The organism is Bradyrhizobium sp. sBnM-33 (assembly GCF_032917945.1).
Classification (GTDB): Bacteria; Pseudomonadota; Alphaproteobacteria; order Rhizobiales; family Xanthobacteraceae; genus Bradyrhizobium.
The window spans coordinates 8,631,748-8,653,280 of sequence record NZ_CP136624.1 but is presented as its reverse complement, the minus strand read 5'-3'; the positions used below and the strand labels follow the sequence as shown (position 1 = coordinate 8,653,280).

The 21,533-nt window shown below is 63.8% G+C and carries 19 protein-coding genes and 1 tRNA gene; 13 read left to right on the top strand and 7 right to left on the bottom strand.

The genetic code is table 11. The features are described from left to right. The first annotated feature begins 32 nt into the window (after nt 1-32). Together mdcA and RX328_RS40650 are read left to right on the top strand one after the other, a co-directional pair. On the top strand, nt 33-1,736 hold the full coding sequence (gene mdcA / locus RX328_RS40655; protein ID WP_213246414.1) for a malonate decarboxylase subunit alpha: 1,704 nt from the start codon (nt 33-35) through the stop codon (nt 1,734-1,736). Between the two features lie 4 nt (nt 1,737-1,740). Beyond that, nucleotides 1,741-3,129: a malonyl-CoA decarboxylase gene (locus RX328_RS40650; protein WP_213246417.1), complete on the top strand. Its 1,389-nt coding sequence runs from the start codon at nt 1,741-1,743 to the stop codon at nt 3,127-3,129. Between the two features lie 59 nt (nt 3,130-3,188). Here RX328_RS40650 and RX328_RS40645 read toward each other — a convergent pair whose 3' ends face one another. The 4 genes from RX328_RS40645 to RX328_RS40630 form a co-directional block, all read right to left on the bottom strand. Further along, nucleotides 3,189-4,250, bottom strand: coding sequence for an MBL fold metallo-hydrolase (locus RX328_RS40645; RefSeq protein ID WP_213246419.1), 1,062 nt, complete (start codon nt 4,248-4,250; stop codon nt 3,189-3,191). Between the two features lie 151 nt (nt 4,251-4,401). Continuing rightward, nucleotides 4,402-6,525 (bottom strand): methyl-accepting chemotaxis protein, encoded by a 2,124-nt coding sequence (locus tag RX328_RS40640; RefSeq protein ID WP_213246421.1) that lies wholly within the window; start codon nt 6,523-6,525, stop codon nt 4,402-4,404. A gap of 226 nt (nt 6,526-6,751) precedes the next feature. Continuing rightward, nucleotides 6,752-7,477, bottom strand: coding sequence for an outer membrane protein (locus RX328_RS40635; RefSeq protein ID WP_213246423.1), 726 nt, complete (start codon nt 7,475-7,477; stop codon nt 6,752-6,754). Nucleotides 7,478-7,688: 211 nt separating this feature from the next. Next, the gene (locus RX328_RS40630; protein WP_213246424.1) at nt 7,689-8,009 is read right to left on the bottom strand and encodes a helix-turn-helix domain-containing protein; all 321 of its coding nucleotides are present in this window, start codon (nt 8,007-8,009) and stop codon (nt 7,689-7,691) included. A 101-nt stretch (nt 8,010-8,110) separates the two neighbouring features. Between RX328_RS40630 and RX328_RS40625 the strand changes: the two genes are divergently transcribed. Next, a complete protein-coding gene (locus RX328_RS40625) occupies nt 8,111-8,344 on the top strand; it encodes a hypothetical protein (protein WP_213246425.1) in 234 nt (77 codons plus the stop codon). Nucleotides 8,345-8,360: 16 nt separating this feature from the next. Here RX328_RS40625 and RX328_RS40620 read toward each other — a convergent pair whose 3' ends face one another. After that, nucleotides 8,361-9,824, bottom strand: coding sequence for a GH1 family beta-glucosidase (locus RX328_RS40620; RefSeq protein ID WP_213246426.1), 1,464 nt, complete (start codon nt 9,822-9,824; stop codon nt 8,361-8,363). Nucleotides 9,825-9,836: 12 nt separating this feature from the next. Further along, the gene (locus RX328_RS40615; protein ID WP_213246427.1) at nt 9,837-10,808 is read right to left on the bottom strand and encodes a family 16 glycosylhydrolase; all 972 of its coding nucleotides are present in this window, start codon (nt 10,806-10,808) and stop codon (nt 9,837-9,839) included. Nucleotides 10,809-11,109: 301 nt separating this feature from the next. Here RX328_RS40615 and RX328_RS40610 point away from each other — a divergent pair, with 301 nt between their 5' ends. Continuing rightward, nucleotides 11,110-12,150, top strand: a complete 1,041-nt coding sequence (locus RX328_RS40610) for an HD-GYP domain-containing protein (protein ID WP_213246428.1) — start codon at nt 11,110-11,112, stop codon at nt 12,148-12,150. Between the two features lie 383 nt (nt 12,151-12,533). Next, nucleotides 12,534-13,298 carry a Crp/Fnr family transcriptional regulator gene (locus tag RX328_RS40605; protein WP_213247044.1) on the top strand — a complete coding sequence of 255 codons (765 nt, stop codon included), beginning with the start codon at nt 12,534-12,536 and terminating at the stop codon, nt 13,296-13,298. Between the two features lie 132 nt (nt 13,299-13,430). Here the strand turns inward: RX328_RS40605 and RX328_RS40600 are convergent. Next, nucleotides 13,431-13,505 (bottom strand) — tRNA-Thr (locus RX328_RS40600). 325 nt (nt 13,506-13,830) lie between these two features. On the opposite strand from RX328_RS40600, the gene RX328_RS40595 reads away from it, so the two are divergent. The 8 genes from RX328_RS40595 (at nt 13,831) to RX328_RS40560 (ending at nt 21,501) form a co-directional block, all read left to right on the top strand. Further along, a complete protein-coding gene (locus RX328_RS40595; RefSeq protein ID WP_213246429.1) occupies nt 13,831-14,031 on the top strand; it encodes a hypothetical protein in 201 nt (66 codons plus the stop codon). A 76-nt stretch (nt 14,032-14,107) separates the two neighbouring features. Further along, complete coding sequence (locus RX328_RS40590; RefSeq protein WP_213246431.1) at nt 14,108-15,814, top strand: FAD-dependent oxidoreductase; 1,707 nt, start codon at nt 14,108-14,110, stop codon at nt 15,812-15,814. Nucleotides 15,815-15,993: 179 nt separating this feature from the next. Then, nucleotides 15,994-16,494: a hypothetical protein gene (locus RX328_RS40585; protein WP_213246433.1), complete on the top strand. Its 501-nt coding sequence runs from the start codon at nt 15,994-15,996 to the stop codon at nt 16,492-16,494. A 148-nt stretch (nt 16,495-16,642) separates the two neighbouring features. Continuing rightward, on the top strand, nt 16,643-17,467 hold the full coding sequence (locus RX328_RS40580) for an alpha/beta fold hydrolase (RefSeq protein WP_213246435.1): 825 nt from the start codon (nt 16,643-16,645) through the stop codon (nt 17,465-17,467). Nucleotides 17,468-17,700: 233 nt separating this feature from the next. Continuing rightward, nucleotides 17,701-18,990, top strand: coding sequence for a UDP-N-acetylglucosamine 1-carboxyvinyltransferase (murA, locus tag RX328_RS40575; protein WP_213246437.1), 1,290 nt, complete (start codon nt 17,701-17,703; stop codon nt 18,988-18,990). A gap of 23 nt (nt 18,991-19,013) precedes the next feature. Beyond that, entirely contained in the window at nt 19,014-19,466 is a 453-nt protein-coding gene (locus tag RX328_RS40570) for a DUF2948 family protein (protein ID WP_213246439.1), read from the top strand. 239 nt (nt 19,467-19,705) lie between these two features. Then, nucleotides 19,706-21,001, top strand: a complete 1,296-nt coding sequence (gene hisD, locus RX328_RS40565; RefSeq protein WP_213246441.1) for a histidinol dehydrogenase — start codon at nt 19,706-19,708, stop codon at nt 20,999-21,001. After that, entirely contained in the window at nt 20,998-21,501 is a 504-nt protein-coding gene (locus tag RX328_RS40560) for a UPF0262 family protein (protein WP_213246443.1), read from the top strand. The genes hisD and RX328_RS40560 overlap by 4 nt, the downstream gene beginning before the upstream one ends. The last annotated feature ends 32 nt before the right edge of the window (nt 21,502-21,533 follow it).

Here is a 21,533-nt window from a genome sequence, read left to right as displayed (position 1 = left end):
AGCCGGAGAGATCAAACGGAACGGCTGCAACCATGTTGGAACAACAAAACCCGCGATCGGCCAATCGCCGCGAGCGCCTGGCGCGGGCGGTGTACGTCTGCGGTGACAGTGGAAAAATCTGTCCGCCCGGCCGTGCGATCGAGCTCCTTGAAGCGCTCATCGAACCCGGCGACCGCGTTGCCATCGAAGGCGACAATCAGAAGCAAGCCGATTTCCTCGCCGCGGCACTTGCCAATGTCGACCCGGCGCGCGTGCACGATCTGCACATGGTGCAGTCGGTCCTGGCACTTCCCGACCATCTGGCCGTGTTCGAGCGCGGCATCGCAAGGCGGCTCGACTTTGCCTTTGCCGGGCCGCAAAGCCGCAAGCTTGCCGAGCTGGTCGGCGCCGGCGCGCTGAAGATCGGCGCGATCCACACCTATCTCGAGCTCTATGCCCGCATGCTGGTCGACCTCACGCCGCGCGTTGCGCTGATCGTCGCCGACAAGGGCGACCGGCACGGCAATCTCTACACCGGCCCGAACACCGAAGACACGCCGACGATCGCGGAAGCGGCTGCTTTCCGCGGCGGTATCGTCGTGGCGCAGGTCAATCAGATCGTCGACGTGCTGCCGCGGGTCGACATCCCCGGCGACTGGGTCGACGTTGTCGTGCCTTCTCCAAAGCCCTACGCGATCGAACCCCTGTTCACGCGCGACCCCGCCAAGATCAGGGAGCAAAACATCCTGATGGCCATGATGGCCGTCGCCGCAGTCTACGAACCCTATCAGGTGCGGCGACTCAATCACGGGATCGGCTACGCCACCGCGGCGATCGAACTCATCCTGCCGACGTTCGCCGCCTCGCGCGGATTGAAGGGCACGGTCGCGAAACAGTTCGTCCTCAATCCGCACCCGACGCTGATCCCGGCGATCGAGGCCGGCTTTGTCGAGAGCGTCTACTGCTTCGGCTCCGAACTCGGTATGGAACGCTACATGTCGAGCCGACCGGATGTTTTCCCGGTCGGTGCGGACGGCAATCTGCGCTCGAACCGCGCGCTGGCCCAGGTCGCCGGGCAATATGCCTGCGACCTCTTCATCGGTGGCACCCTGCAGATCGACGCGGAGGGTAACAGTTCCACGGCAACGAAGGACCGGATCACCGGCTTCGGCGGCGCGCCAAATATGGGCGCCGATGCGCGCGGGCGCCGTCACGACAGTCCGGCCTGGTTGCGCGCGGGAAGGGAGGCCGGCGAAACCATACGCGGGCGCAAGCTTGTCGTGCAGATGGTTCAGACCCGGCAGCCCAATGGCGAGCCGAGCTTTGTCGAACGGTTAGATGCGTTCGACCTGGCGGCGGCCGCGGGCCTCGCATTGCCGCCGGTGATGATCTACGGCGATGACGTCACGCACGTCATCACCGAGGTAGGCGTCGCAAATCTCCTGCTTTGCCGTTCGGCGGAGGAACGCGCTGCGGCGCTGCGCGCCATTGCCGGTGACACGGAATTCGGGCGCGCGCGGTCGGCCGACGTGGCCGAGGATTTGCGCAAGCGCGGCATCGTGATGCGGCCATCCGATCTCGGCATCGACATCACGACGGCAACTCGCGATCTGCTCGCCGCGCAGACGATCGACGACCTCGTCACATGCTCCGGCGGCCTCTACGAGCCGCCGGCGAAATTCCTTCGGCCGTCAGTCGCGAAGCCCGCAACGGCCGATGTCCGGGCAAAGCCGACGATCCACTCCGCAGAAGGATAAGGTCATGAAGAACGCCCGAACCGGCAGTTTTCGCGACGCGCAACCGGGGTCGTCCTGGCTGGAGCGACTTCGGATTTCGCTCGGCCTCAGCAGCAGCGCCGACGCCGGATCGGCGTGCGATGCGATCGCGCCGCTTGATCAGGCGAAACGGCTCGCGGCAGCCTTGCTGTCCGAACGCGGCGAAGCCTCCGGCGCAGTGGTCGCGCGCGAGCTCCACGACGTCCTGCGGGACCTCGAAGCCGACGATCGCCGCCGCTTCCAGCGCTATCTCGCCACCAACTTCCTGCCCGACGCCGCGGCGTTGCGGGCGGCCGCGCAAATCTATCTTGCCGGTGCCACGGCCGAGAGCGCGGCGCGGCTGGCGCAAGCAGCCGATCCGCCGCGGCAGGAGCTGTTGCGGCGAATGAACATGGCACCCGGGGGCACCAGTGCGCTCGTCGCGATGCGCAAGGAGTTGGCGGCACATCTCCGCGACGAGCCGGTCCTGAAGTCGCTGGATGGTGATCTCAAGCATCTGTTCGCATCCTGGTTCAACCGCGGCTTTCTCGAACTGCGCCGGATTGACTGGCAGTCGCCGGCGGCGCTGCTCGACAAGCTGATCGCCTATGAGGCGGTGCATGAGATTCAGGGCTGGGATGATCTGCGCCGCCGCCTGGCGCCCGATCGGCGCTGCTTTGCCTTCTTTCATCCGGCACTGCCGGGCGAACCCCTGATTTTTGTTGAAGTCGCGCTGGTCGAGGGGCTCGCTGGAGCGGTGCAGCCGCTACTTGTACAGGACGGCGACGACGATACCGCGCGGCAGCGGGCGCGGCGCGCGGACACCGCGATCTTCTATTCGATCTCGAACTGCCAGGACGGCCTGCGCGGCGTTTCGTTTGGTAATTTCCTGATCAAGCAGGTGGTCGAGGAATTGAAGGCCGAGCTGCCGCATTTGACCCGTTTCTCCACCTTGTCGCCGGTGCCGGGCTTTCGACGCTGGCTGACCACGCTGGCGGACGCGAGCGAAGCCGAGGCTGCGGCATTGACCGAACTCAAGACCGACGCATGGTGGCGCGACGCGTCGCGGAGCGAGGCGCTACGTCCCTGGCTGATGCACCGTTGTGCGACCTATCTGACACGCGAGGTCTCATCGAAGCCGCCGATCGATCCGGTCGCGCGCTTCCATCTCGGCAACGGCGCGCGGCTGGAGCGCATCAACTGGCTCGGCAATGCCGCGCCCCGCGGCATCGAGGAATCGTTCGGTATCATGGTCAATTACCTCTACGACCCAGGGACGATCGAGGCCAACCACGAGACCTTCGCCCATGACGGAACGGTGGTACGGTCGCCCGACGTCGACGCGCTGCTAATAGCCCGGCAACGCCGCCAATCTCCGCTTTCATCTAGCGCCTGAGTAGGGGAGCCCGTGTCCGTCAGGTCGAGTTGCGCAAGGCGGCAGCGCAGGCCGGCCGCTCAGGTCGTGCGGAATCGCAGCACGCCGTCGCTGACTTCACAGGTCAGGCGTCCTTCGACCAGCATATAATTGACGTGCGCGACCAGTTCGCCGGCGGCAAAGCCCATCTGGTGCTCGTCCAGCACGTGCTTGTGGAACACGACCGGCACTAGGTCCTTCGAGGTCTGCGGCACTTCCCGGCAGGCCTCCGCGATCAGGCGGCAGCGATCCTCGTGATGATCGGCGAGCTGCTTGATGCGCGTCTTCAGCCCGTAAAACGGCACGCCGTGGCCGGGCAGCACCATCACATCGTAAGGCAGCGTCGTGGTGAGGCTCGCCAGCGAAGCCAGATATTCACCAAGCGAGTTCTGGTCGGGCTCGACCGCCCAGACGCTGACGTTTGGCGAAATCTTGCTCAGCACCTGGTCGGCCGACAGGAACAGCTTGTCGGCGGCGCAGTACAGCATCACCTGGTCGAGCGCATGGCCGCCGCCGGTGATCACCTTGAAGCGCCGCGTGCCGATCACGACTTCGTCGCCATGCGAGATGCGCCGGTAGGACGGCGGCAGCACCGAAACCCGCTTCAAATAGTCCTGGCCGCGGCCGAGCAATCTGTCGGTCAGGCCCTCGTCCATGCCGTGGCGGCGGAAGAACAGCCGCTGTGCGTTGCGCCGCTCCTCGGTGCCGCGGTTCTGGTGATAGACCGATTGCAGGTATTCGACCTGCGACATCTGCAGCGGGCAGTCGAAGCGTTCGACGATCCACCCGGCAAGACCGACGTGATCGGGATGCGAATGGGTGACGATCAGCCGCGTGATCTTCACATGCCGCAGCGGCCCCTCGAACAGGGTGGTCCAGGCGGCGATGGATTCCTCATTGCCGAAGCCGGAATCGACCATCGCCCAGCCATCGCCATCGGCGAGCAGGTAGATGTTCACGTGGTTGAGCCGGAACGGCAGCTTGAGCCTTACCCAGAGCACGCCGGGCACCACCTCGACGACCTGATCATGGCCGGGGTGGTTCTCGAAGGGGTATCGCAGTGCCTCGGCCGAGGACTGCACCGTATCGGTTTTCGAATGCATGCTACTGGCTTAGCGGTAGAGGCGGCGCCGCGCTAGCCGAAAAACGGGCTGGCTGTCATTCCGGGATCGTGCGTTAGCACCAGATCCGGAATCTCAAGATTCCGGGTTCTATGCTTCGCATAGCCCCGGAATGACGGCGCGTATGTGGTTGTTACGCCGCCCTAATATTCGACAGGAACGCGTCGATCTCCTCGCGCAGCACGTCGGCCTCGCGGCGCAGTGCGTCGGAGGCGGTCAGTACCTGGCCGGCGGCGGTTCCGGCTTGCGCCGAGGCGCTGGAGACGCCGACGATGTTGCTGGAGACTTCGCTGGTGCCGCCCGCGGCATGCTGGATGTTGCGCGCGATTTCGCGCGTCGCCGCACCCTGTTCCTCGACCGCGGCCGCGATCGCGGTGGTCACTTCGTTGATCTCGCTGATCGTCGTGCTGATGTTGCGGATCGCGGAGACCGCCGTCTCCGTCACCGTCTGCATGCTGACGATCTGCTGGCGGATCTCGTCGGTGGCCTTCGCGGTCTGGTTGGCGAGGCTCTTCACCTCGGAGGCGACCACGGCAAAGCCGCGGCCGGCATCGCCGGCGCGTGCCGCTTCGATGGTGGCGTTCAACGCCAACAGGTTGGTCTGCGAGGCGATGGTCTGGATCAGGTCGACGACCACGCTGATGCGCGCTGCGTTATCCGCGAGCCCCTGCATGGTGGCGTCGGTGGCACCGGCATCGTCGACCGCCTTGCGGGCTATCTCCGCCGAGGTAATGACCTGACGGCCGATCTCCTCGATCGAGGAGGACAATTCCTCGGTGCCCGACGACACGGTCTGCACGTTGGCCGAGGTCTGCTCGGCGGCGGTCGCGACCGCGGTCACCAGCGCGCTGGACTGATCGGCGGTCGCCGACATGCTTTGCGCGGTCGATTGCATCGAACCCGCCGCGGTCTGCAGGCTGTCGAGCGCGGTGCGAACGGTGGATTCGAACTCGACGATGCGGGCTTCCATGCGGGAGGCGCGCTCCGCCTTGGCGATGCGGTCCTTGTCCTGCTCGGCGGAGAGCGCGCGGCTCTGGATCATGCTCTCGCGGAACACCTGCAGCGAATCGGCCATGGCGCTGATCTCGTCCTGCTGGTGGCTCTGATAGACATCCGTTTCGAGATCGCCGCTGGACAGCAACTGCATCGAGCGCTGCAGGTTGCTGATCCGCCGCAGGATGTTGCGGCCGACATAGAGCCAGACGAACAGGATCGAACCAACCAGTGTCGCCACGCCGAGCGCGAGCATAACCATGGTCCCGAACGAGATCTCCTGACGCGCCTGCCAGGCCGCAGCGTCGGTTTCCTTCTGCACGCCATCGACGAGCTGCTGGACGCTGATGCCGAGGCCGACGTTGAGCTTGCGGGTTTCCTCCAGGATCGTCTGGCCGAAATCATCCGCATCCAATTCCTGCTGACGAACCTTGAAAATGCCGGCCTTGCCGTCGGCGAGCGCAAGCAGGTCGAGGGTTGCTTTCCGGACGACGTTCGTTGCGGTCGTCTTGGGCAGCGCTTCGGCATTCGCCTTCACGCGTGCCTGCGCGGTGCGGAAATCCTTGCCGATGGCCTCGAGCGTATCGCCGTTGGTCGCCGATAGCGCGGCGATCATATCGAACGCCATCATATTGCCGCTGGCCGCGATGTCGGCGAGCTGGTCGGCGGTCTTGTGGGCCTTGATCGCGTCGGCCTGGGAGAAGTTGGGCGCGGCGTAGATGCTGTAGAGTTCGGTCTGGGCGTCGATCGCGGCGGGGCCGGCGGCGGCGATGAAGCGCCGTTGCGCCTTGCGCACCGCTTCGTACAGTCTTTCGTGTTGGGCGGCGAGTTCGAGCCGCTCTTGCGCAGCCGAGCCGAGGCTCTTGATCACCTCATCGATGCTCTTCATGTTCTCGGTGAGCGCGGCAACGATCGCCTTGTCGGCGCCGAGTTCGACGATCTCGCCGAGCTTCTGCAGCGCGACCGTCTGGGTCTCCTTCATTTTCCTGGTGCGATCGTTCAGCGCCTGCTCGCTGCGCGCAGCCAGCAGCGCCGGCCCCTGGCTGGCGAGACTCGCGCTTTGCGCCGAGAGTTGCAGGCTGGCGGCGAGGCGGGGAATATCCCGTCCGCTTAGGTCCACCATGGTCCCGCCAAGCCGCCCGAGCATCAGTCCGGCACCGGCAGAGATGACGATCGCCATGCCGGCGATGACGGCGAAGGCGGCAAACAGACTGCCCCTGACGCCGAAGCGAAAACCCTTGAGCCCTGATTTGAATAACGCCATCTGCCCGCTGCCCCGTCCACGCTACCTTGAGATGTTTCCTCGCCCGGCAGTATCGCGATACCCGGTTAACAAGTTTGGAAAAACCGAACGTTTTTCGCCGTAATTTTACTGGCAGGCGTTTGCCGCCCTTGATTTTTCCGCACACCGGAAAAATCCGCAGGCGGATGAACAAAAACAAAAAGGCCGGCTTAAAAGCCGGCCTTCTGCAATTCTCAGTTGAAAGCGCTCAGTAGCGTGCCACGACGGGGCTGGCAAAGTTGAAGCGATAATTGACGCCGGCCTTCAGCGTGTGGTCGTCATTGTGGAAGCTGCCGAACGGCACCAGCGCGGCGGGGCTCTCGAAGCGTGTGCTGCCGAAATCGTAATACATGTACTCGCCTTTGACCGACCAGTTCGGGGCGAACATGTATTCGACGCCGGCGCCGACGGTGTAGCCGTGGCTGTGGTTGCCATCGAGCAGGAAGGGGATCGGCGCGCCGGCGAGCGTCAGCCTCTCGCGGTTGTCGGAATAGGCGTAGCCGCCTTTGACGTAGAGGAGGCCTGCACCCCAGGTGTAGCCGATGCGGGCGGTAACCGAGCCGAGGCCGCGCTGATCGTTGGTGTAGACGTAGCCGCCGGGGAAGGTGGCGGTGAGGTTATTCTTGCCGAGCCAGGAATACTGGCCTTCGGTGCCGAGCACCCAGTTCGGCGCGAACTGCCAATCGAGGCCGGCCTGAATGCCGCCGAGCAGTCGGGCGCTGGAGTCGCTCAGCACCGCGCCGTTGAAGTCGTGGCTGCCGCTGAAAGCGCCGCCGAGATGGCCGCCGATATAGAAGCCGGTCCATTGGGCGGCGACCATCGCCGGCGTATAAGCGGGCTGCTTGTAATAGCGCGCGCCAAGGTCGGCGCCAGAGGCGGGCGCGGCGGCAGTGAGGGCTGCGAAGGCCACGAGGGCGGCGAGGATCTTCTTCATTTTGCTGTCTCCGAAAACCGTTCGGCGACACCGCGTGCCGGCGTCATCCATGGCCACGCAGATAGACAGCTTTTATCTAAAATGCTGTCACTCCGAGGTGACAGCGGCCTATAACCCAACCCATTGGTGGACAAACGTTTTTCGTACTTAACGAAGGCCTAATCAAAGGTAAGCAAAGTCTTAATTTCAAGGCGCTTCTGGCAAGCTTTGATTAACCAATGCGGCGCCGCACGTCGCTGCGCATCTGTTCACGGAAGGCTTGCCGGCGCGCCGGGCGATCTTTCACCGGCACGTCGTGGCGGTCGAACACGTTGAACATTTCGAGGATCGGATAGTGGTCGCTGGCCATCGCCAGGATGCGCAACAGCTCCGCCACCGGCCCTGTCGGACCGGTGACCTCCCATTTACGGATGGTGTCGGCGCCGTCTGCAGCCGGCAACCCGCAGAGCTTGGCCATGTCGGCCACCGACAGCGGCTGGCCGATGGCCTCACCGAGATGCTGGCGAAGTTTCTTCAGTTCGGCTCCGGTCACGGGTTCTCCATTACAAATCGACATCTGTGAAGTACGTCACATACGGCATCTGGCGTGGGAGCTATACGCAGCCCATTAGGTTTCCTGATGAGGAGGTAACCATGCGCCGATTACTTGAAAGTCTTACCCCCGAGGCCCGCCGGATTTATTGGAAATGGGTCGGCGGCATGTTCGCCCTTTATGTCGTGCTAATGCTCACTGCTGCAGGCGTATTTGTCAGTCACGAATCATCGCGCAAGCTGGCGCATGAACCCGCCACGACTGTGGCAACCGACGGCAAGCAGCGGCCCATCACCGAGGTCCCAGCGTCAATCCGGCAAGCCGCGAGGTATTGAGGCCAGCGATCGGCGTTCAGACGCCGATCGCGTTCCGCGCCACCACGTCGCGATAGAAGGCGACGCTCAGCTTCGGCGTCCGGCGCTGCGTCTCGAAGTCGACGTGGTAGAGCCCGAAGCGCTGCTTATAGCCGAAGATCCATTCGAAATTGTCCATCAGGCTCCAGAGGAAGTAGCCGCGAACCGGGACGCCCTCCGACGTCGCGCGCTGCAATTGCCGCAAGTAATTGCGCAGATACATGATGCGATCGAGGTCGTAGACCTGGCCGTCGGCGCGAAGCTTGTCTTCCGACGAGGTGCCGTTCTCGCTGATGTAGATCGTCTCGATGTTCCAGACCTTTGCCGCCAGCCGCGGCGCCCAGTAGATCGTCTCCGGCCCAACGCGCAGCCATTCCGAATTCATGTGCGGGAAGGAAGTGGGAAAGGGCAGCACGCTCCAGCCCGGCGGCTTGTCGGAAGCGGCGATGTAGAATTGCGGCGCGTAGATGTTGAGGCCGACGAAATCGTTCGGCTCGGAAATGATCTTCAATTCATCAGCGGTGAATTTCGGCGCGTTCTTGCCGGCGAATTGCAGAAAGCCGTCGGTGTATTTGCCTTCCAGGATGACGCCGAGAAAGCCCGAGTTCAATTCGCGCGTCGCTGTCTCGGCCGCGCGAACATTTTCCGGCGTGTCGAACGCCGGCACGCAGGCCGCGATGTTTTCGGCCGGCCCTACTCTGGTGCCCGCGCGTCCTTGCGCGCGGATCGCCTGCACAGCGAGGCCATGCGCCAGCGCCACATGGTGGCGAACCTGGTTGACGTCAGCGTCCGGCAGTTTCAGCCCGGGGGCGTCGATACCCCATCCGTAGCCGAAATTCACGAACCTTCCGGCTTCGTTGATCGTGAAGATCGACCGGACGCGATCAGACAGGCGCGCCGCCACATAGCCCGCATAATCGCCGAACGCTTTTGACGTTTCGCTGGATCGCCAGCCGCCGACCTTGTCCTCGAGCGCCTGAGGCAGGTCCCAGTGATAGAGCGTCCCGTATGGTTCGATGCCGTTCTTGAGCAGTTCGTCGACGAGGCGGTCATAGAAGTCGAGGCCCCTGGGGTTCGGCTTACCCGTTCCTTCCGGAAACACCCGCGGCCACGCGATCGAAAACCGGTAGGCCCTCGCGCCCAATTCCCTGATCAGGCCGATGTCTTCCTTGTAGCGGTGATAGTGCTCATTGGCACGGTCGCCGCTGGTGCCGTCCTCGATCTTGCCGGGCGTGTGCGAGAACGTATCCCAGATCGAGCGGCCGCGGCCGTCTTCGATCACGGCGCCCTCGATCTGATAGGCCGACGTCGCGGTGCCCCAGACGAAGTCTTTCGGAAAGCTCGCCGATGAGGGATGGTCGACCGCCGGCTGCGCTGCGGCGTCAGAGGGTTGCGCCGCCATTCCGAGCGCGGACAAGCCTGCCAGCTTTGCAAAATGCCGGCGCGAGAATTTTCCGAACATCGTCATCTCCGGTCAGCGTTCGTCGATCTGGTAGGCGGATATCCTGTCGACCTCGAATGCGACGGTCGCGGGCGACTCGCCGTCGACGAATCCCACGCCCTCGAGAGTCTTCGAGCCCATGGCGAGGTTCACGATCATGTACATGGGCACGCCGAAGCCGATGGGGACCTTGATCTCGGAGACCGGCTGGCGGTCGATGAAATAGGTGATGCGATCCGGCTGCCACAGCACGCCGTAGTCGTGGAACACGGTCGGGGCGTCCGGCACGCGGAAGTCAAACCCGCAGCGTTCCACGCGCTGCGTCTCCGGTATCCGCCAATGCGTCGTCATCACGATGTCGCCCGGCCGTTGCCCGCGGCCCTCCATGATGTCGACTTCCGGCGGCCAGCCGCCGTCATCCGCGAGCATCCAGAACGCCGGCCACACGCCGACGCCGACCGGTATCTTGGCGCGGATCTCGAAATATCCGTATTTCTGGGAAAACCGGCTCTGCGTCGTCAGGATGCCCGAGATATACTCGTTGTTGAACAGCAGGGCCTTCAGCGCCGGCGGGGTGCGGCTGGCGACGATTGAGAGAATGCCGTCCTTGACCTTGAACGGATCGAGGCCGAGCGGGGTTGTTTCCCGCCCGCCATAACGCGGATCGACGTAGATCTGCTGCTCGCCGTTGTAACTGGTCTTGCGCCTGAAATCGGAGCCGTCGCCGCCCCAATAGCGCGCTTCCGGCCAGGCGGCGCCGCCGGCGTAGTGTGGCACCCATCTTCCATCCACCAGCGGATGCGAGTCGAAATCATCGTGAAAGGTCCGGTGCAACGATACCGATGCGAACGATGCGGGATTCGGTGCCTCGACGCGGCGGCAGCGTTCGCCGAGCATGGCGGTCGCAACCTGCAGCGAAAGTTTGGCCGTTGCCCCGGCGAGCTCGGCCTGCCCTGACGCTGGGCCCGCCAGCAGACAGCCGGCCAGGGCCAAAGCGCACAGCATTAATCTCTCGGTCCGCCGTTCGCTTCGCGACGACAGGAGATCATTCACTGGCGGGCCCTCGATCTGATGGTCTTCGGACGAACGGCGGGCGTACCTCGTTTGAGGTACGTAGTTATACGAGGTGGACGCTTAACGGCAAGGTAGCCCTGATGTTCAAGAATAAGGCGCATTAGAGCGCCTGATGCCGATGGCGCCGAGCGCGGGCTCGGCTTTTTCGATCCATCGATTGTTTAACTTGTTTTCAGTTATTCAAGGTTGTGAGACGATTCTTCAATATTGGTGCGTACGGACTTTTCTCGAAATGCTCGTCTATTTTGTCACAGACGAACCGACGAAACTACCGGCGATCCGCGCGATGCTCGAGCCGCAACACGCCGTGGTTCCCTGGTTGCTGGGTGGCGGCGGCACCCGGATCAGGTCGCATGGCGTGCTGATGGTCGACGTCGACCTGCGGCAGATGCCGCGCGTCGATCAGCTCAGGTTCATATTGCAGGACCTTGCCGGTATTCCCGAGAAACTGTTCGTCGTTCACAACCTCACGCGTTCGATGGTTGCGCAGGCCTATGCGCTCGGCGCGACCGCGGTTCTTTCGCGCGCCAAGGAAGCCATTCTCAAGGTTACGCAGATCGAAGCAGTGGAAGCGGCGGCTGCCGATAAAGCCGCAGATCCGGCATCGGAGATGGACGAGGGTGTGGCCGCCTTCGCCTCGATGTTTTCGAATGTGCGCCTTGGCAAGCCGGTGAAACCTGCCGAGGCGCAGCGTGCGACGTCGAAGATCATTAACCGCGTCGGGCAGGATGGCCTTTCGCCCTGGCTCGACGAGGTGCGCCGCTACCACGAGGGCACGTTTCAGCATTGCCTGCTCGTCACGGGTGTTGCGGTCGGCTTCGCGCTCGATATCGGCTTCTCCCGCGCGGACGTAGCGCGGCTCGGACTGGCTGCAACGCTTCACGACATCGGCAAGGCGCGCATCCCGCTGTCGATCCTGGACAAGCCCGGGCGCTTGGACCCCGACGAGGAGGAGATCATCAAGCGCCACCCCGTGATCGGATATGATCTCTTGAAGGGCGTATCCGGCATCAGTCCGGAGATTCTGGACGGTGTGAGGCACCATCACGAATATCTGGATGGTACAGGTTATCCGGATGGACTGAAGGCGTCGCAGATTTCCGATCTGGTCCGGTTGCTGACGATCTCGGACATCTTCGCCGCGCTCATTGAGTCGAGACCCTACCGGCCGCCAATGCCGCGGCCCGCCGCCTACCAAATTCTTTGCGGCATGGAGGGCAAGCTGGAAGGATCGCTGGTCAAGGCGTTCCGCAACGTCGCGCTCGGGTCGTGAGCGCCCCTGCCGATAATCCAGCCGAATGATCCCGCTCCCGGACTGATTCCCGATTAAGGTCGGTCATCTATTGGAAGGGGATGTTGCTGCCAGACAGGAACTGTCGAGAGAAACACCCCGTAAACTGAATTTATTGAGCTTTTTGCCTCGCCAGCGGTCCTGAGCCTGGTGTCGAAGCGGTTCCCGCCCGATCACCCAAGGTTCCTACCTTTACCGGCGCGGCGCCGTAGGGTACTCAGCAAGTATCGCATCCAAGAAGGCAGCTCAAAGCCGGAACGATGCACGATGAAAGTGGAGTTAGTGTCGGCGCAGCGCAGAAGACATTCCGGCCAAAGACATTCCAGGAGAACTCCGTGTTCTTCTGAGGGAAGAAGTCTCTCGTGATGGGCCTTCCGGCGAGCGCCGGTAATCGTCTTCTCACCGCGTTGCCGCCGGCAGACCTCGCGTTGCTCACGCCGCATCTCCAGAAGGTGTCGCTCGAACAGGACGCCGTCGTGATACGAGCGGGAGATCGACGCCACCACGTCTACTTTCCCCATAGCGGGGCCATCTCCTTCATGCTCGGCCTTCCGAACGGAGAAACGATCGCAACCGCCGTAATCGGGCGCGAGGGAGCGATCGGCGCATTATCGGTGCTGGGACCCTCTTTCTTGTCGTCCGTGACCGCGGTCGTGCGGGTGGGCGGCACCGCATCGCAAATCTCCGTGTCGCGGTTTCATGCAGCCTACATGGAGAGCGGCGCCATCAGACATGTGGTCGAGGCGCACACGAGGTCGATACTCATGCAGTTCCAGCACGTCTCAGCCTGCAACGGACTGCACTCGGTCGAGGCCCGCATGGCCCGGTGGCTGCTTCACCTGCACGATCGAACCGAGGGCAACAATATCCTATCATTAACGCAGGGGACACTTTCGCAGTTGCTCGGGGTGCGACGAACGACCGTGACGCAGGTGATTGCCAAACTCCGCGCCATAGGCGCCATCAGATCCGCTCGGCGGGGCTTGGTTGAAATCGACAGGGTGCGGCTCGAGGAAGCTACCTGTGAATGCTACGACATCATACGTTGTGCAACCGATCGGATCGTCCCGCATGAAGCCGTGGGGTCACACCCGCATTTTGCGTCGACCGCCAAACTCCACGGTGTATGATCGTTTCAAGATTACATAAGCTCCTACAGACGGCCACGACGACGCTCAAAAAATCACAACGTTTCGAGGGAAGCGAATGACCGCCGCAGCCCGATGCGCCGGGGCCTTGTGGCTGATGGTTCAGAGGAAAGATGGTGCTGCCAGACAGGATTGAACTGTCGACCTCTCCATTACCAATGGAGTGCTCTACCACTGAGCTACGGCAGCATGCCCGGTATCAGGGAATCGGCCCTAAAGGCCTTACAGGCGGCCGGTTCTTGCCACAAGGGCCCTTCTGGTGCAAGCGCGCGGGCAGGCCGGGAAAGCACCAAAATGGGGTAAAGTCGGCGCCTACGATCGGGACCTAGGGTAATTGGGCAATCTCGGGCCTTACTCCGGTTCCCGACCTCGCCTTGAGCGGCCGAATCCTGGCTTCCGCTGCTTGGCGTGAGGTGCTGGCGAGCCGCCGCGGCATGGATGATCGAAACCGACTATCTTGGAATGGCGGCGTGGCTAACGCCGTTTCGACCAAGGCATATTCGGCGGACTGATGATGACGGGTGATCAAGGCAAGGGCGCAGGGAAGACGGCTGCGGATGTGAAGGATTCACGACGCGACCGGCTGAAGCTGGCGCTGCGCGAAAATCTCAAGCGGCGGAAGTCGCAGGCGCGCGGGCGCAGTGATGGCGGCGTGTCTTCCGAAAGCCCCAATGCCTCCCTAGATGACGGCAGCGGAGAAAAGCCGGGCCAGTAGCGTAGAGGGGAATCCCCGATCGCTCGCCGGGCGGCCTGACATTTTTTGCGCGTTGTTGTTTCCTTGGGTGGCGATCATGAGTGCAGACATCACGGCCGGTCCGGCGACCGGCGCGGCTTCCATCGCGTTTCCACGTTACGAACAGACATTCCCGGCGCTCTCCGATCACGAAATCGCGCGCATGCGCCGGTTCGGGGAGCTTCGGACGTATAGGGACGGCGAGACCCTGTTCGAGACCGGCAAGGTCGGTCCCGGCATGTTCGTGGTGCTGTCGGGCACAGTCGCGATCACCCAGCGCGACGGCCTCGGCCATATCACGCCCGTCATCGACCAGGGCCCGGGACAATTCCTGGCCGAGATCGGTCAGCTTTCCGGCCGCGTCGCGCTGGTCGACGGTCATGCCGAGGGCGATGTCGAAACGCTGCTGATCCCGCCGGACCAATTGCGCGCGCTGCTGGTCGCCGAAGCCGAACTCGGCGAGCGCATCATGCGCGCGCTGATCCTGCGCCGGGTCAGCCTGATCCAGGGCGGCGTCGGCGGGCCGGTGCTGATCGGCTCGCCCTCTCTCGGCGATACCGCGCGCTTGCAGAATTTCCTGGCGCGCAACGGCCAGCCGCACCACGTGCTCGATCCCGCGACCGACAAGGACGCGGCCGATCTCGTCGCGCGCTATGCGGCCTCGCGGGCCGATCTGCCGCTGGTGGTTTGTCCTGACGGTACCGTGCTGCGCAATCCGTCGGAGACGTCGCTGGCGCTGGCGGTCGGCATGATCACCAACCATGCGCATGAGAGGCTCTATGATGTGGCGGTGGTCGGCGGCGGTCCCGCCGGTCTCGCCACGGCGGTCTATGCCGCCTCCGAAGGATTGTCGGTGGCGGTATTCGACGCCCGGGCGTTCGGCGGCCAGGCCGGCGCCAGTGCGCGCATCGAAAACTATCTGGGCTTTCCGACCGGCATCTCGGGGCAGGCGCTCGCGGGGCGCGCCTACAATCAGGCGCAAAAATTTGGCGCCGAAATGCTGATTCCGGTTTCGGTGAGGTCGCTGGATTGCTCGCAGCGCGACGGCGTATTCGCGCTGGCCACCGAATGCGGGCAGTCGCTGCGCGCCAAATCCATAGTGGTGGCGAGCGGGGCGCGTTACCGGCGGCCGGAGATCGAAAATCTCGACGCATTCGAAGGCCGCGGCGTCTGGTATTGGGCCTCGCCGATCGAGGCCAAGCTGTGCGTGGGCCAGGATGTCGTGTTGGTCGGCGGCGGCAATTCCGCAGGCCAGGCCGCAGTATTTCTCTCCGGCCATGCGCGCAAGGTCTACATGATCATCCGCGGCGGCGGGCTGGGCGCCAGCATGTCGCGCTACCTGATCGAGCGGATCGAGGCGGCGCCCAACATCGAACTGATCTTCAACGCCGAGGTGATTGCGGTCGAAGGCGGCGGCGATGGATCGCTCGAACGGGTGCGCTGGAAGAGCCGCCTGGCGCCCGAACAGCACAGTTTCGATGTCCGTAACCTCTTCTTGTTCGTCGGCGCCGATCCGGCGACCCATTGGCTGGACGGCTGCGGCGTCACGCTCGACCGCGCGGGCTTTGTGGTGACGGGGGCGCAGTCCGAGCAGAATCAGGGACGCCCGGTGCCGCCCCTGGAAACCTCGGTGCCCGGCGTGTTCGCGGTTGGCGACGTGCGCTCCGGCTCGGTCAAACGCGTCGGCGGCGCGATCGGTGAGGGCGCGCAGGTGGTGGCCGCGCTGCATGGCTATCTCGCCGACGCTGCGAAGCCGTCGCTATGATACGGTGTGGCTACCGTCATTTGTGACAGAAGCGCAAATATTTCGTGCATCATACAATTTTTGTTGATGTGTCTTCATTCATGCACATGCCTGCCTTGCCGAAGGCCGCACGCGATGCGTGTGGAAATTCTTCGCGCCGCGTCGTAACCTTTAGATGATTTCCAACGAAGGGGCGCATCATGATTTTGGGTATGAGTTTGGCGACATTTATTTCAGTGCACGTCATCATCAGCCTGATCGCCATCGTCGCGGGAATCATTGTGATGTTCGGGATGCTCGGCTCGAAGCGGATGCCGGGCCTGACCGCGATCTTCCTGGTGTTCACGATCCTGACCAGCGCGTCAGGATTTCCGATTCCGCCTCTGCTGTCGGAGAAGCTGTTGCCGTCGCATATGATCGGCATTCTCTCGCTGGTGCTGCTGGCGATCGCCTGTTTTGCGCTTTATGGCATGAAGCTTAAGGGTGCCTGGCGCTGGATCTACGCGCTGACCGCGCTGGTCTCGCTCTATCTCAACGTATTCGTGCTGGTGATCCAGTCCTTCCTCAAAGTGCCGGCGCTGCATGCGCTGGCGCCGAGCGTGCCGCCGGCCGAGCCGCCGTTCGCCATCGTCCAGGGCATCGTGCTGATTTTCTTCGTCGTCGCGATCATCGGCGTGCTCCGGCGATACCGGCCGGTGTGAAGCTTGCTGATTTCGTCATTCCGGGGCGCGCGTCAGCGCGAACTATGGGGCGCCTTTGCGCCCCTGAGAAGCTCCATCAACACCATTCGGATTCCTGCCACGCAATGACGCGTGCTCGGAATAACGGCGTAACCAGAGGAGAATTCCCATGCCCACCATCACCACCAAAGACGGCGTCGAGATCTTTTACAAGGATTGGGGCAAGGGTCAGCCCATCGTGTTCAGCCACGGCTGGCCGCTGTCGGCGGACGATTGGGATACGCAGATGCTGTTCTTCCTCAATAACGGCTTTCGGGTCATCGCCCATGACCGCCGCGGCCACGGCCGCTCCAGCCAGGTGGCCGACGGCCACGACATGGACCACTACGCCGACGATCTCGCGGCGTTGACGGCGCATCTCGATCTCAAAGGCGCCGTTCACGTCGGCCATTCCACCGGCGGCGGCGAGGTGGTGCATTACATCGCTCGCCACGGCGAGAGCCGGGTGGCGAAGGCCGCGATCCTCAGCGCGGTGCCGCCACTGATGGTGCAGACGCCCTCCAATCCGGGCGGACTGCCCAAGGAAGTGTTTGACGGACTTCAGGCCCAGCTCGCGGCGAGCCGCACGCAGTTCTATCGCGACCTCGCGTCGGGTCCGTTCTACGGCTACAATCGGCCAGGCGCCAAGCCGTCGGAAGCCGTGATCGAGAACTGGTGGCGCCAGGGCATGATGGGTGGTGCCAAGGCGCATTACGACGGCGTCGTCGCCTTCTCGCAGACCGACTTCACCGAGGACCTCAAGAAGATCACCGTGCCGGTTCTGGTGATGCATGGCGACGACGACCAGATTGTTCCCTACGCAGACTCCGCGCCATTGTCGGCGAAGCTTCTGAAGAACGGCACGCTGAAGACCTACAAGGGCTTTCCGCACGGCATGCCGACCACGGAGGCCGCCACCATCAACGCCGATTTGCTCGCGTTCATCCGGTCGTAGCGTCAGTGTGAATGTCGTTCCGGGGCGATGCGCTAGCATCGAACTGTGGGGCGCCCTTGCGCCTCTGAGAACCTCGAGATTCTCAGGGGCGCAAGGGCGCCCCGTAGTTCGCGCTTTTCGCGCGCCCCGGAATGACGGCTGCGGCTAAGGCACCCACCCCATCAAATCGCCGCAAATATCGCCGCTCCTGCTGCGGACACGCGCGCACAATGTGTGCATAGCAGGAGGGTGCCATGGACCGCATTCGTATTATCGGCGGCAGCAAGCTCAACGGCACCATTGCGATTTCGGGCGCGAAGAACGCCGCCCTGCCGCTGATGATCGCAGCGCTGCTCACGGAGGAAACGCTTATCCTCGACAACGTGCCGCGGCTTGCGGACGTTGCGCAGTTGCAGCGCATCCTCGGCAACCACGGCGTCGACATCATGTCGGCGGGCAAGCGACCGGGCGACGGCCAATATCAAGGCCAGACCCTGCACATCTCGGCCGCCAACATCATCGACACCACCGCGCCCTATGACTTGGTATCGCGGATGCGCGCCAGCTTCTGGGTGATCGCGCCGCTATTGGCGCGAATGCACGAGGCAAAGGTCTCGCTGCCGGGCGGCTGCGCCATCGGCACCCGGCCGGTCGATCTTTTGATCATGGCGCTGGAAAAGCTCGGCGCTGAACTTGCCATCGACGGCGGCTATGTGGTGGCGAAAGCGCCCGGCGGCCTGCGCGGGGCTGCGATCGATTTTCCCAAGGTGACGGTGAGCGGCACCCATGTCGCGCTCATGGCCGCAACGCTGGCCAAGGGCACGACATCAATCACCAACGCCGCCTGCGAGCCGGAGATAGCAGACGTCGCCGATTGCCTGAACAAGATGGGCGCGCGCATCACCGGCGCCGGCACGCCGCGCATCATCATCGAGGGCGTCGAGAAGCTGCACGGCGCGCACCATACCGTGCTGCCGGACCGTATCGAGGCCGGCACCTATGCGATGGCGGTCGCGATGACCGGCGGCGACGTGCAGCTTTCCGGCGCGGGTCCCGAACTATTGCAGTCGGCGCTCGACGTGCTGGTGCAAGCCGGCGCCGTCATCACCGTCAACAATGACGGCATCCGGGTCACGCGCAATGGCGCGGGTATCCGTCCCGTCACGGTGTCGACCGCGCCGTTTCCGGGTTTCCCAACCGACCTGCAGGCGCAATTGATGGCGCTGATGGCCTGCGCCGGCGGTTCCTCGCAGATCACCGAGACGATCTTCGAGAACCGCTTCATGCATGTGCAGGAACTGGCGCGGTTCGGTGCGCGGATATCGCTGGATGGCGAAACTGCGACCATCGACGGCATCGCCAAACTGCGCGGCGCGCCTGTGATGGCGACCGATTTGCGGGCGTCGGTTTCGCTTGTTATCGCAGGCCTTGCCGCCGAGGGCGAAACCATGGTCAACCGCGTCTATCACCTCGACCGCGGATTCGAGCGGCTGGAGGAAAAACTTTCGGCCTGCGGTGCGTTGATCCAGCGCATCAGCGATTAGAGGATGATCGAGGACTTTTGGGAATGCCGGCTGACCCGCTCAAATTGATGGCGCTCGATGCCGACGATCTCGCCGTCATATCGGCCCATGTGCAGGACGCCCGCGTGCTGGCCTCCGACATCGTCTGGCGGCAGGGCGAAAAGCGGCTGGTGGTCGGCATGAGCCGGCTGGACTGGGAGCAGACGCTGTCGGGCGGAACCGAACCGCGCCGCCTGATTGCGGCATTGCGCTTCGATCGGGTGCTGGCCTGCAAATCGCGCAACATCGATCTGCAGCGGCCCACCGCGATGCTGGAACTGGTCGGGATCGAATTCCACCCGGGCGAGGCCCCCGGCGGCAGCGCGCTTCTCCTGTTCAGCCACGGCGAGGCGCTGCGGCTGGACCTCGAGTGCCTGGAATGCGAGCTGACCGACCTCGGCACCGACGATCTCGGCACCAGCGACCTGGCGATAGCGCCCCTGGGGCCGGAGGGGTGAGGGCACGTCATTCCGGGATGGTGCGCAAGCACCAGACTCAGGTGCGCAATTGCGCACCGGGGAATCTCGAGATTCTCAGGGGCGCAAGGGGCGCCCCGCCCCATAGTTCGATGCTGCGCATCGCCCCGGAATGACGGTTATCCCAACGCCATTCGCCCCATCCGCATCCCCAAAGGGTTGACGGCCCTTGGCCGCCGCGCCATTGAGCAGGGGCCTTCGATCTCTCCCAGAAAGCCGCCATGCCCGTTCGCCTGGATACCAGCAGCGCCGATTTCGGTTCACGATTCAAGCAATTCCTCGCCGCCAAGCGCGAGGTTTCGGCCGATGTCGAGCGCGCCACACGGGCGATTGTCGATGACGTGGCCGCGCGCGGCGACGCCGCCCTGATCGAGGCGACGAAGAAATTCGACCGGCTGGACATCGAAGCCCCCGGCCTGCGCGTGACCGCGGCCGAGATCGATGACGCCGTGAAGGCCTGCGATGCCGCCACCATCGACGCGCTGAAATTCGCCCGCGACCGGATCGAGGCGTTCCACCAGCGGCAACTGCCGAAGGACGAGCGCTTCACCGATGCGCTGGGCGTCGAACTCGGCTGGCGCTGGAGCGCGGTCGATGCGGTCGGCCTCTACGTGCCCGGCGGCACCGCGGCCTATCCGTCCTCGGTGCTGATGAATGCGGTGCCGGCCAAGGTCGCCGGCGTGCCGCGGGTCGTCATGGTGGTGCCGTCGCCTGACGGCAAGCTCAACCCGCTGGTGCTGGCGGCCGCCGATCTCGGCGGCGTCTCCGAGATCTATCGCGTCGGCGGCGCGCAGGCGGTGGCGGCGCTGGCCTATGGAACCGCGACGATCGCGCCGGTCGCCAAAATCGTCGGCCCCGGCAACGCCTACGTGGCCGCAGCCAAGCGGCTGGTGTTCGGCAAGGTTGGCATCGACATGATCGCCGGCCCTTCGGAAGTGCTCGTCATCGCCGACGATACGGGCAATGCCGGCTGGATCGCCGCTGATCTTTTGGCGCAGGCCGAGCATGACGCCAGCGCGCAGTCGATCCTGATCACCGACAGCGCAAGCCTGGCCACGGACGTCGAGCGCGCAGTGGAATCCCAACTTGCCACGCTGCCCCGCGCCGAGATCGCGCGGGCCTCGTGGAACGACTTCGGCGCCATCATCATGGTGAAAGAGCTCGACGAGGCGGTGCAGCTTGCGAACGCGATCGCCGCCGAGCATCTGGAGATCATCACCGCAGATCCGGAAGATCTGTCGGCAAAGGTTCGCAATGCCGGCGCGATCTTTCTCGGCGCCCATACGCCGGAAGCGATCGGCGATTATGTCGGCGGCTCCAACCACGTGCTGCCGACGGCGCGCTCGGCGCGGTTTTCGTCCGGGCTCGGCGTGCTAGACTTCATGAAGCGCACCTCGATTCTCAAATGCGGGCCGGACCAGTTGCGCGCGCTGGGGCCTGCCGCGATGACCCTGGGCAAGGCCGAGGGTCTGGATGCCCATTCACGCTCCGTCGGATTGCGCCTCAATTTGCCATGAACAAGCCGCCGCCAGACGATGACCTGCACAACCGCATCGTCGCGGTGACGCTCGACGAGGAATCGATCGGCCGTTCCGGTCCCGATATCGAGCACGAGCGCGCGATCGCGATCTACGATTTGATCGAGCAGAACCTGTTCGCGCCGGAAGGGACGGAGCAGGGGCCGTACACGCTGCACATCGCCATTACCGGCAACCGGCTGATGTTCGACATCCGCAAAGAGGATGGCACGCCTGTTGTCGCGCATCTCTTGTCGCTGACGCCGTTCCGGCGGATCGTGAAGGACTATTTCATGATCTGCGACAGCTACTATCAGGCGATCCGCACGGCGACGCCCGACAAGATCGAGGCGATCGACATGGGCCGCCGCGGCATCCATGACGAAGGTTCGCGCACGCTGCAGGAGCGGCTGAAGGGCAAGGTCCGCATCGATTTCGAAACCGCCCGCCGCCTGTTCACGTTGATCTGTGTGCTGCACTGGAAGGGGCAGGACGCATGATCCCGAGCTCCGCGCGCAGCGAAGTCGCGCCC

Excerpts from the sequence above, each read along its gene's own strand:
- RX328_RS40585 (WP_213246433.1), top strand. The coding sequence starts at position 15,994 with ATGATTTTGGGTATGAGTTTGGCGACATTTATTTCAGTGCACGTCATC.
- RX328_RS40560 (WP_213246443.1), top strand. The coding sequence starts at position 20,998 with ATGAACAAGCCGCCGCCAGACGATGACCTGCACAACCGCATCGTCGCG.
- RX328_RS40650 (WP_213246417.1), top strand. The coding sequence starts at position 1,741 with ATGAAGAACGCCCGAACCGGCAGTTTTCGCGACGCGCAACCGGGGTCG.
- RX328_RS40625 (WP_213246425.1), top strand. The coding sequence starts at position 8,111 with ATGCGCCGATTACTTGAAAGTCTTACCCCCGAGGCCCGCCGGATTTAT.
- RX328_RS40615 (WP_213246427.1), bottom strand. The coding sequence starts at position 10,808 with ATGCTGTGCGCTTTGGCCCTGGCCGGCTGTCTGCTGGCGGGCCCAGCG.
- RX328_RS40595 (WP_213246429.1), top strand. The coding sequence starts at position 13,831 with ATGACGGGTGATCAAGGCAAGGGCGCAGGGAAGACGGCTGCGGATGTG.
- RX328_RS40635 (WP_213246423.1), bottom strand. The coding sequence starts at position 7,477 with ATGAAGAAGATCCTCGCCGCCCTCGTGGCCTTCGCAGCCCTCACTGCC.
- RX328_RS40620 (WP_213246426.1), bottom strand. The coding sequence starts at position 9,824 with ATGTTCGGAAAATTCTCGCGCCGGCATTTTGCAAAGCTGGCAGGCTTG.
- RX328_RS40645 (WP_213246419.1), bottom strand. The coding sequence starts at position 4,250 with ATGCATTCGAAAACCGATACGGTGCAGTCCTCGGCCGAGGCACTGCGA.
- hisD (WP_213246441.1), top strand. The coding sequence starts at position 19,706 with ATGCCCGTTCGCCTGGATACCAGCAGCGCCGATTTCGGTTCACGATTC.
- RX328_RS40610 (WP_213246428.1), top strand. The coding sequence starts at position 11,110 with ATGCTCGTCTATTTTGTCACAGACGAACCGACGAAACTACCGGCGATC.
- mdcA (WP_213246414.1), top strand. The coding sequence starts at position 33 with ATGTTGGAACAACAAAACCCGCGATCGGCCAATCGCCGCGAGCGCCTG.
- murA (WP_213246437.1), top strand. The coding sequence starts at position 17,701 with ATGGACCGCATTCGTATTATCGGCGGCAGCAAGCTCAACGGCACCATT.
- RX328_RS40580 (WP_213246435.1), top strand. The coding sequence starts at position 16,643 with ATGCCCACCATCACCACCAAAGACGGCGTCGAGATCTTTTACAAGGAT.
- RX328_RS40640 (WP_213246421.1), bottom strand. The coding sequence starts at position 6,525 with ATGGCGTTATTCAAATCAGGGCTCAAGGGTTTTCGCTTCGGCGTCAGG.
- RX328_RS40570 (WP_213246439.1), top strand. The coding sequence starts at position 19,014 with ATGCCGGCTGACCCGCTCAAATTGATGGCGCTCGATGCCGACGATCTC.
- RX328_RS40605 (WP_213247044.1), top strand. The coding sequence starts at position 12,534 with ATGGGCCTTCCGGCGAGCGCCGGTAATCGTCTTCTCACCGCGTTGCCG.
- RX328_RS40590 (WP_213246431.1), top strand. The coding sequence starts at position 14,108 with ATGAGTGCAGACATCACGGCCGGTCCGGCGACCGGCGCGGCTTCCATC.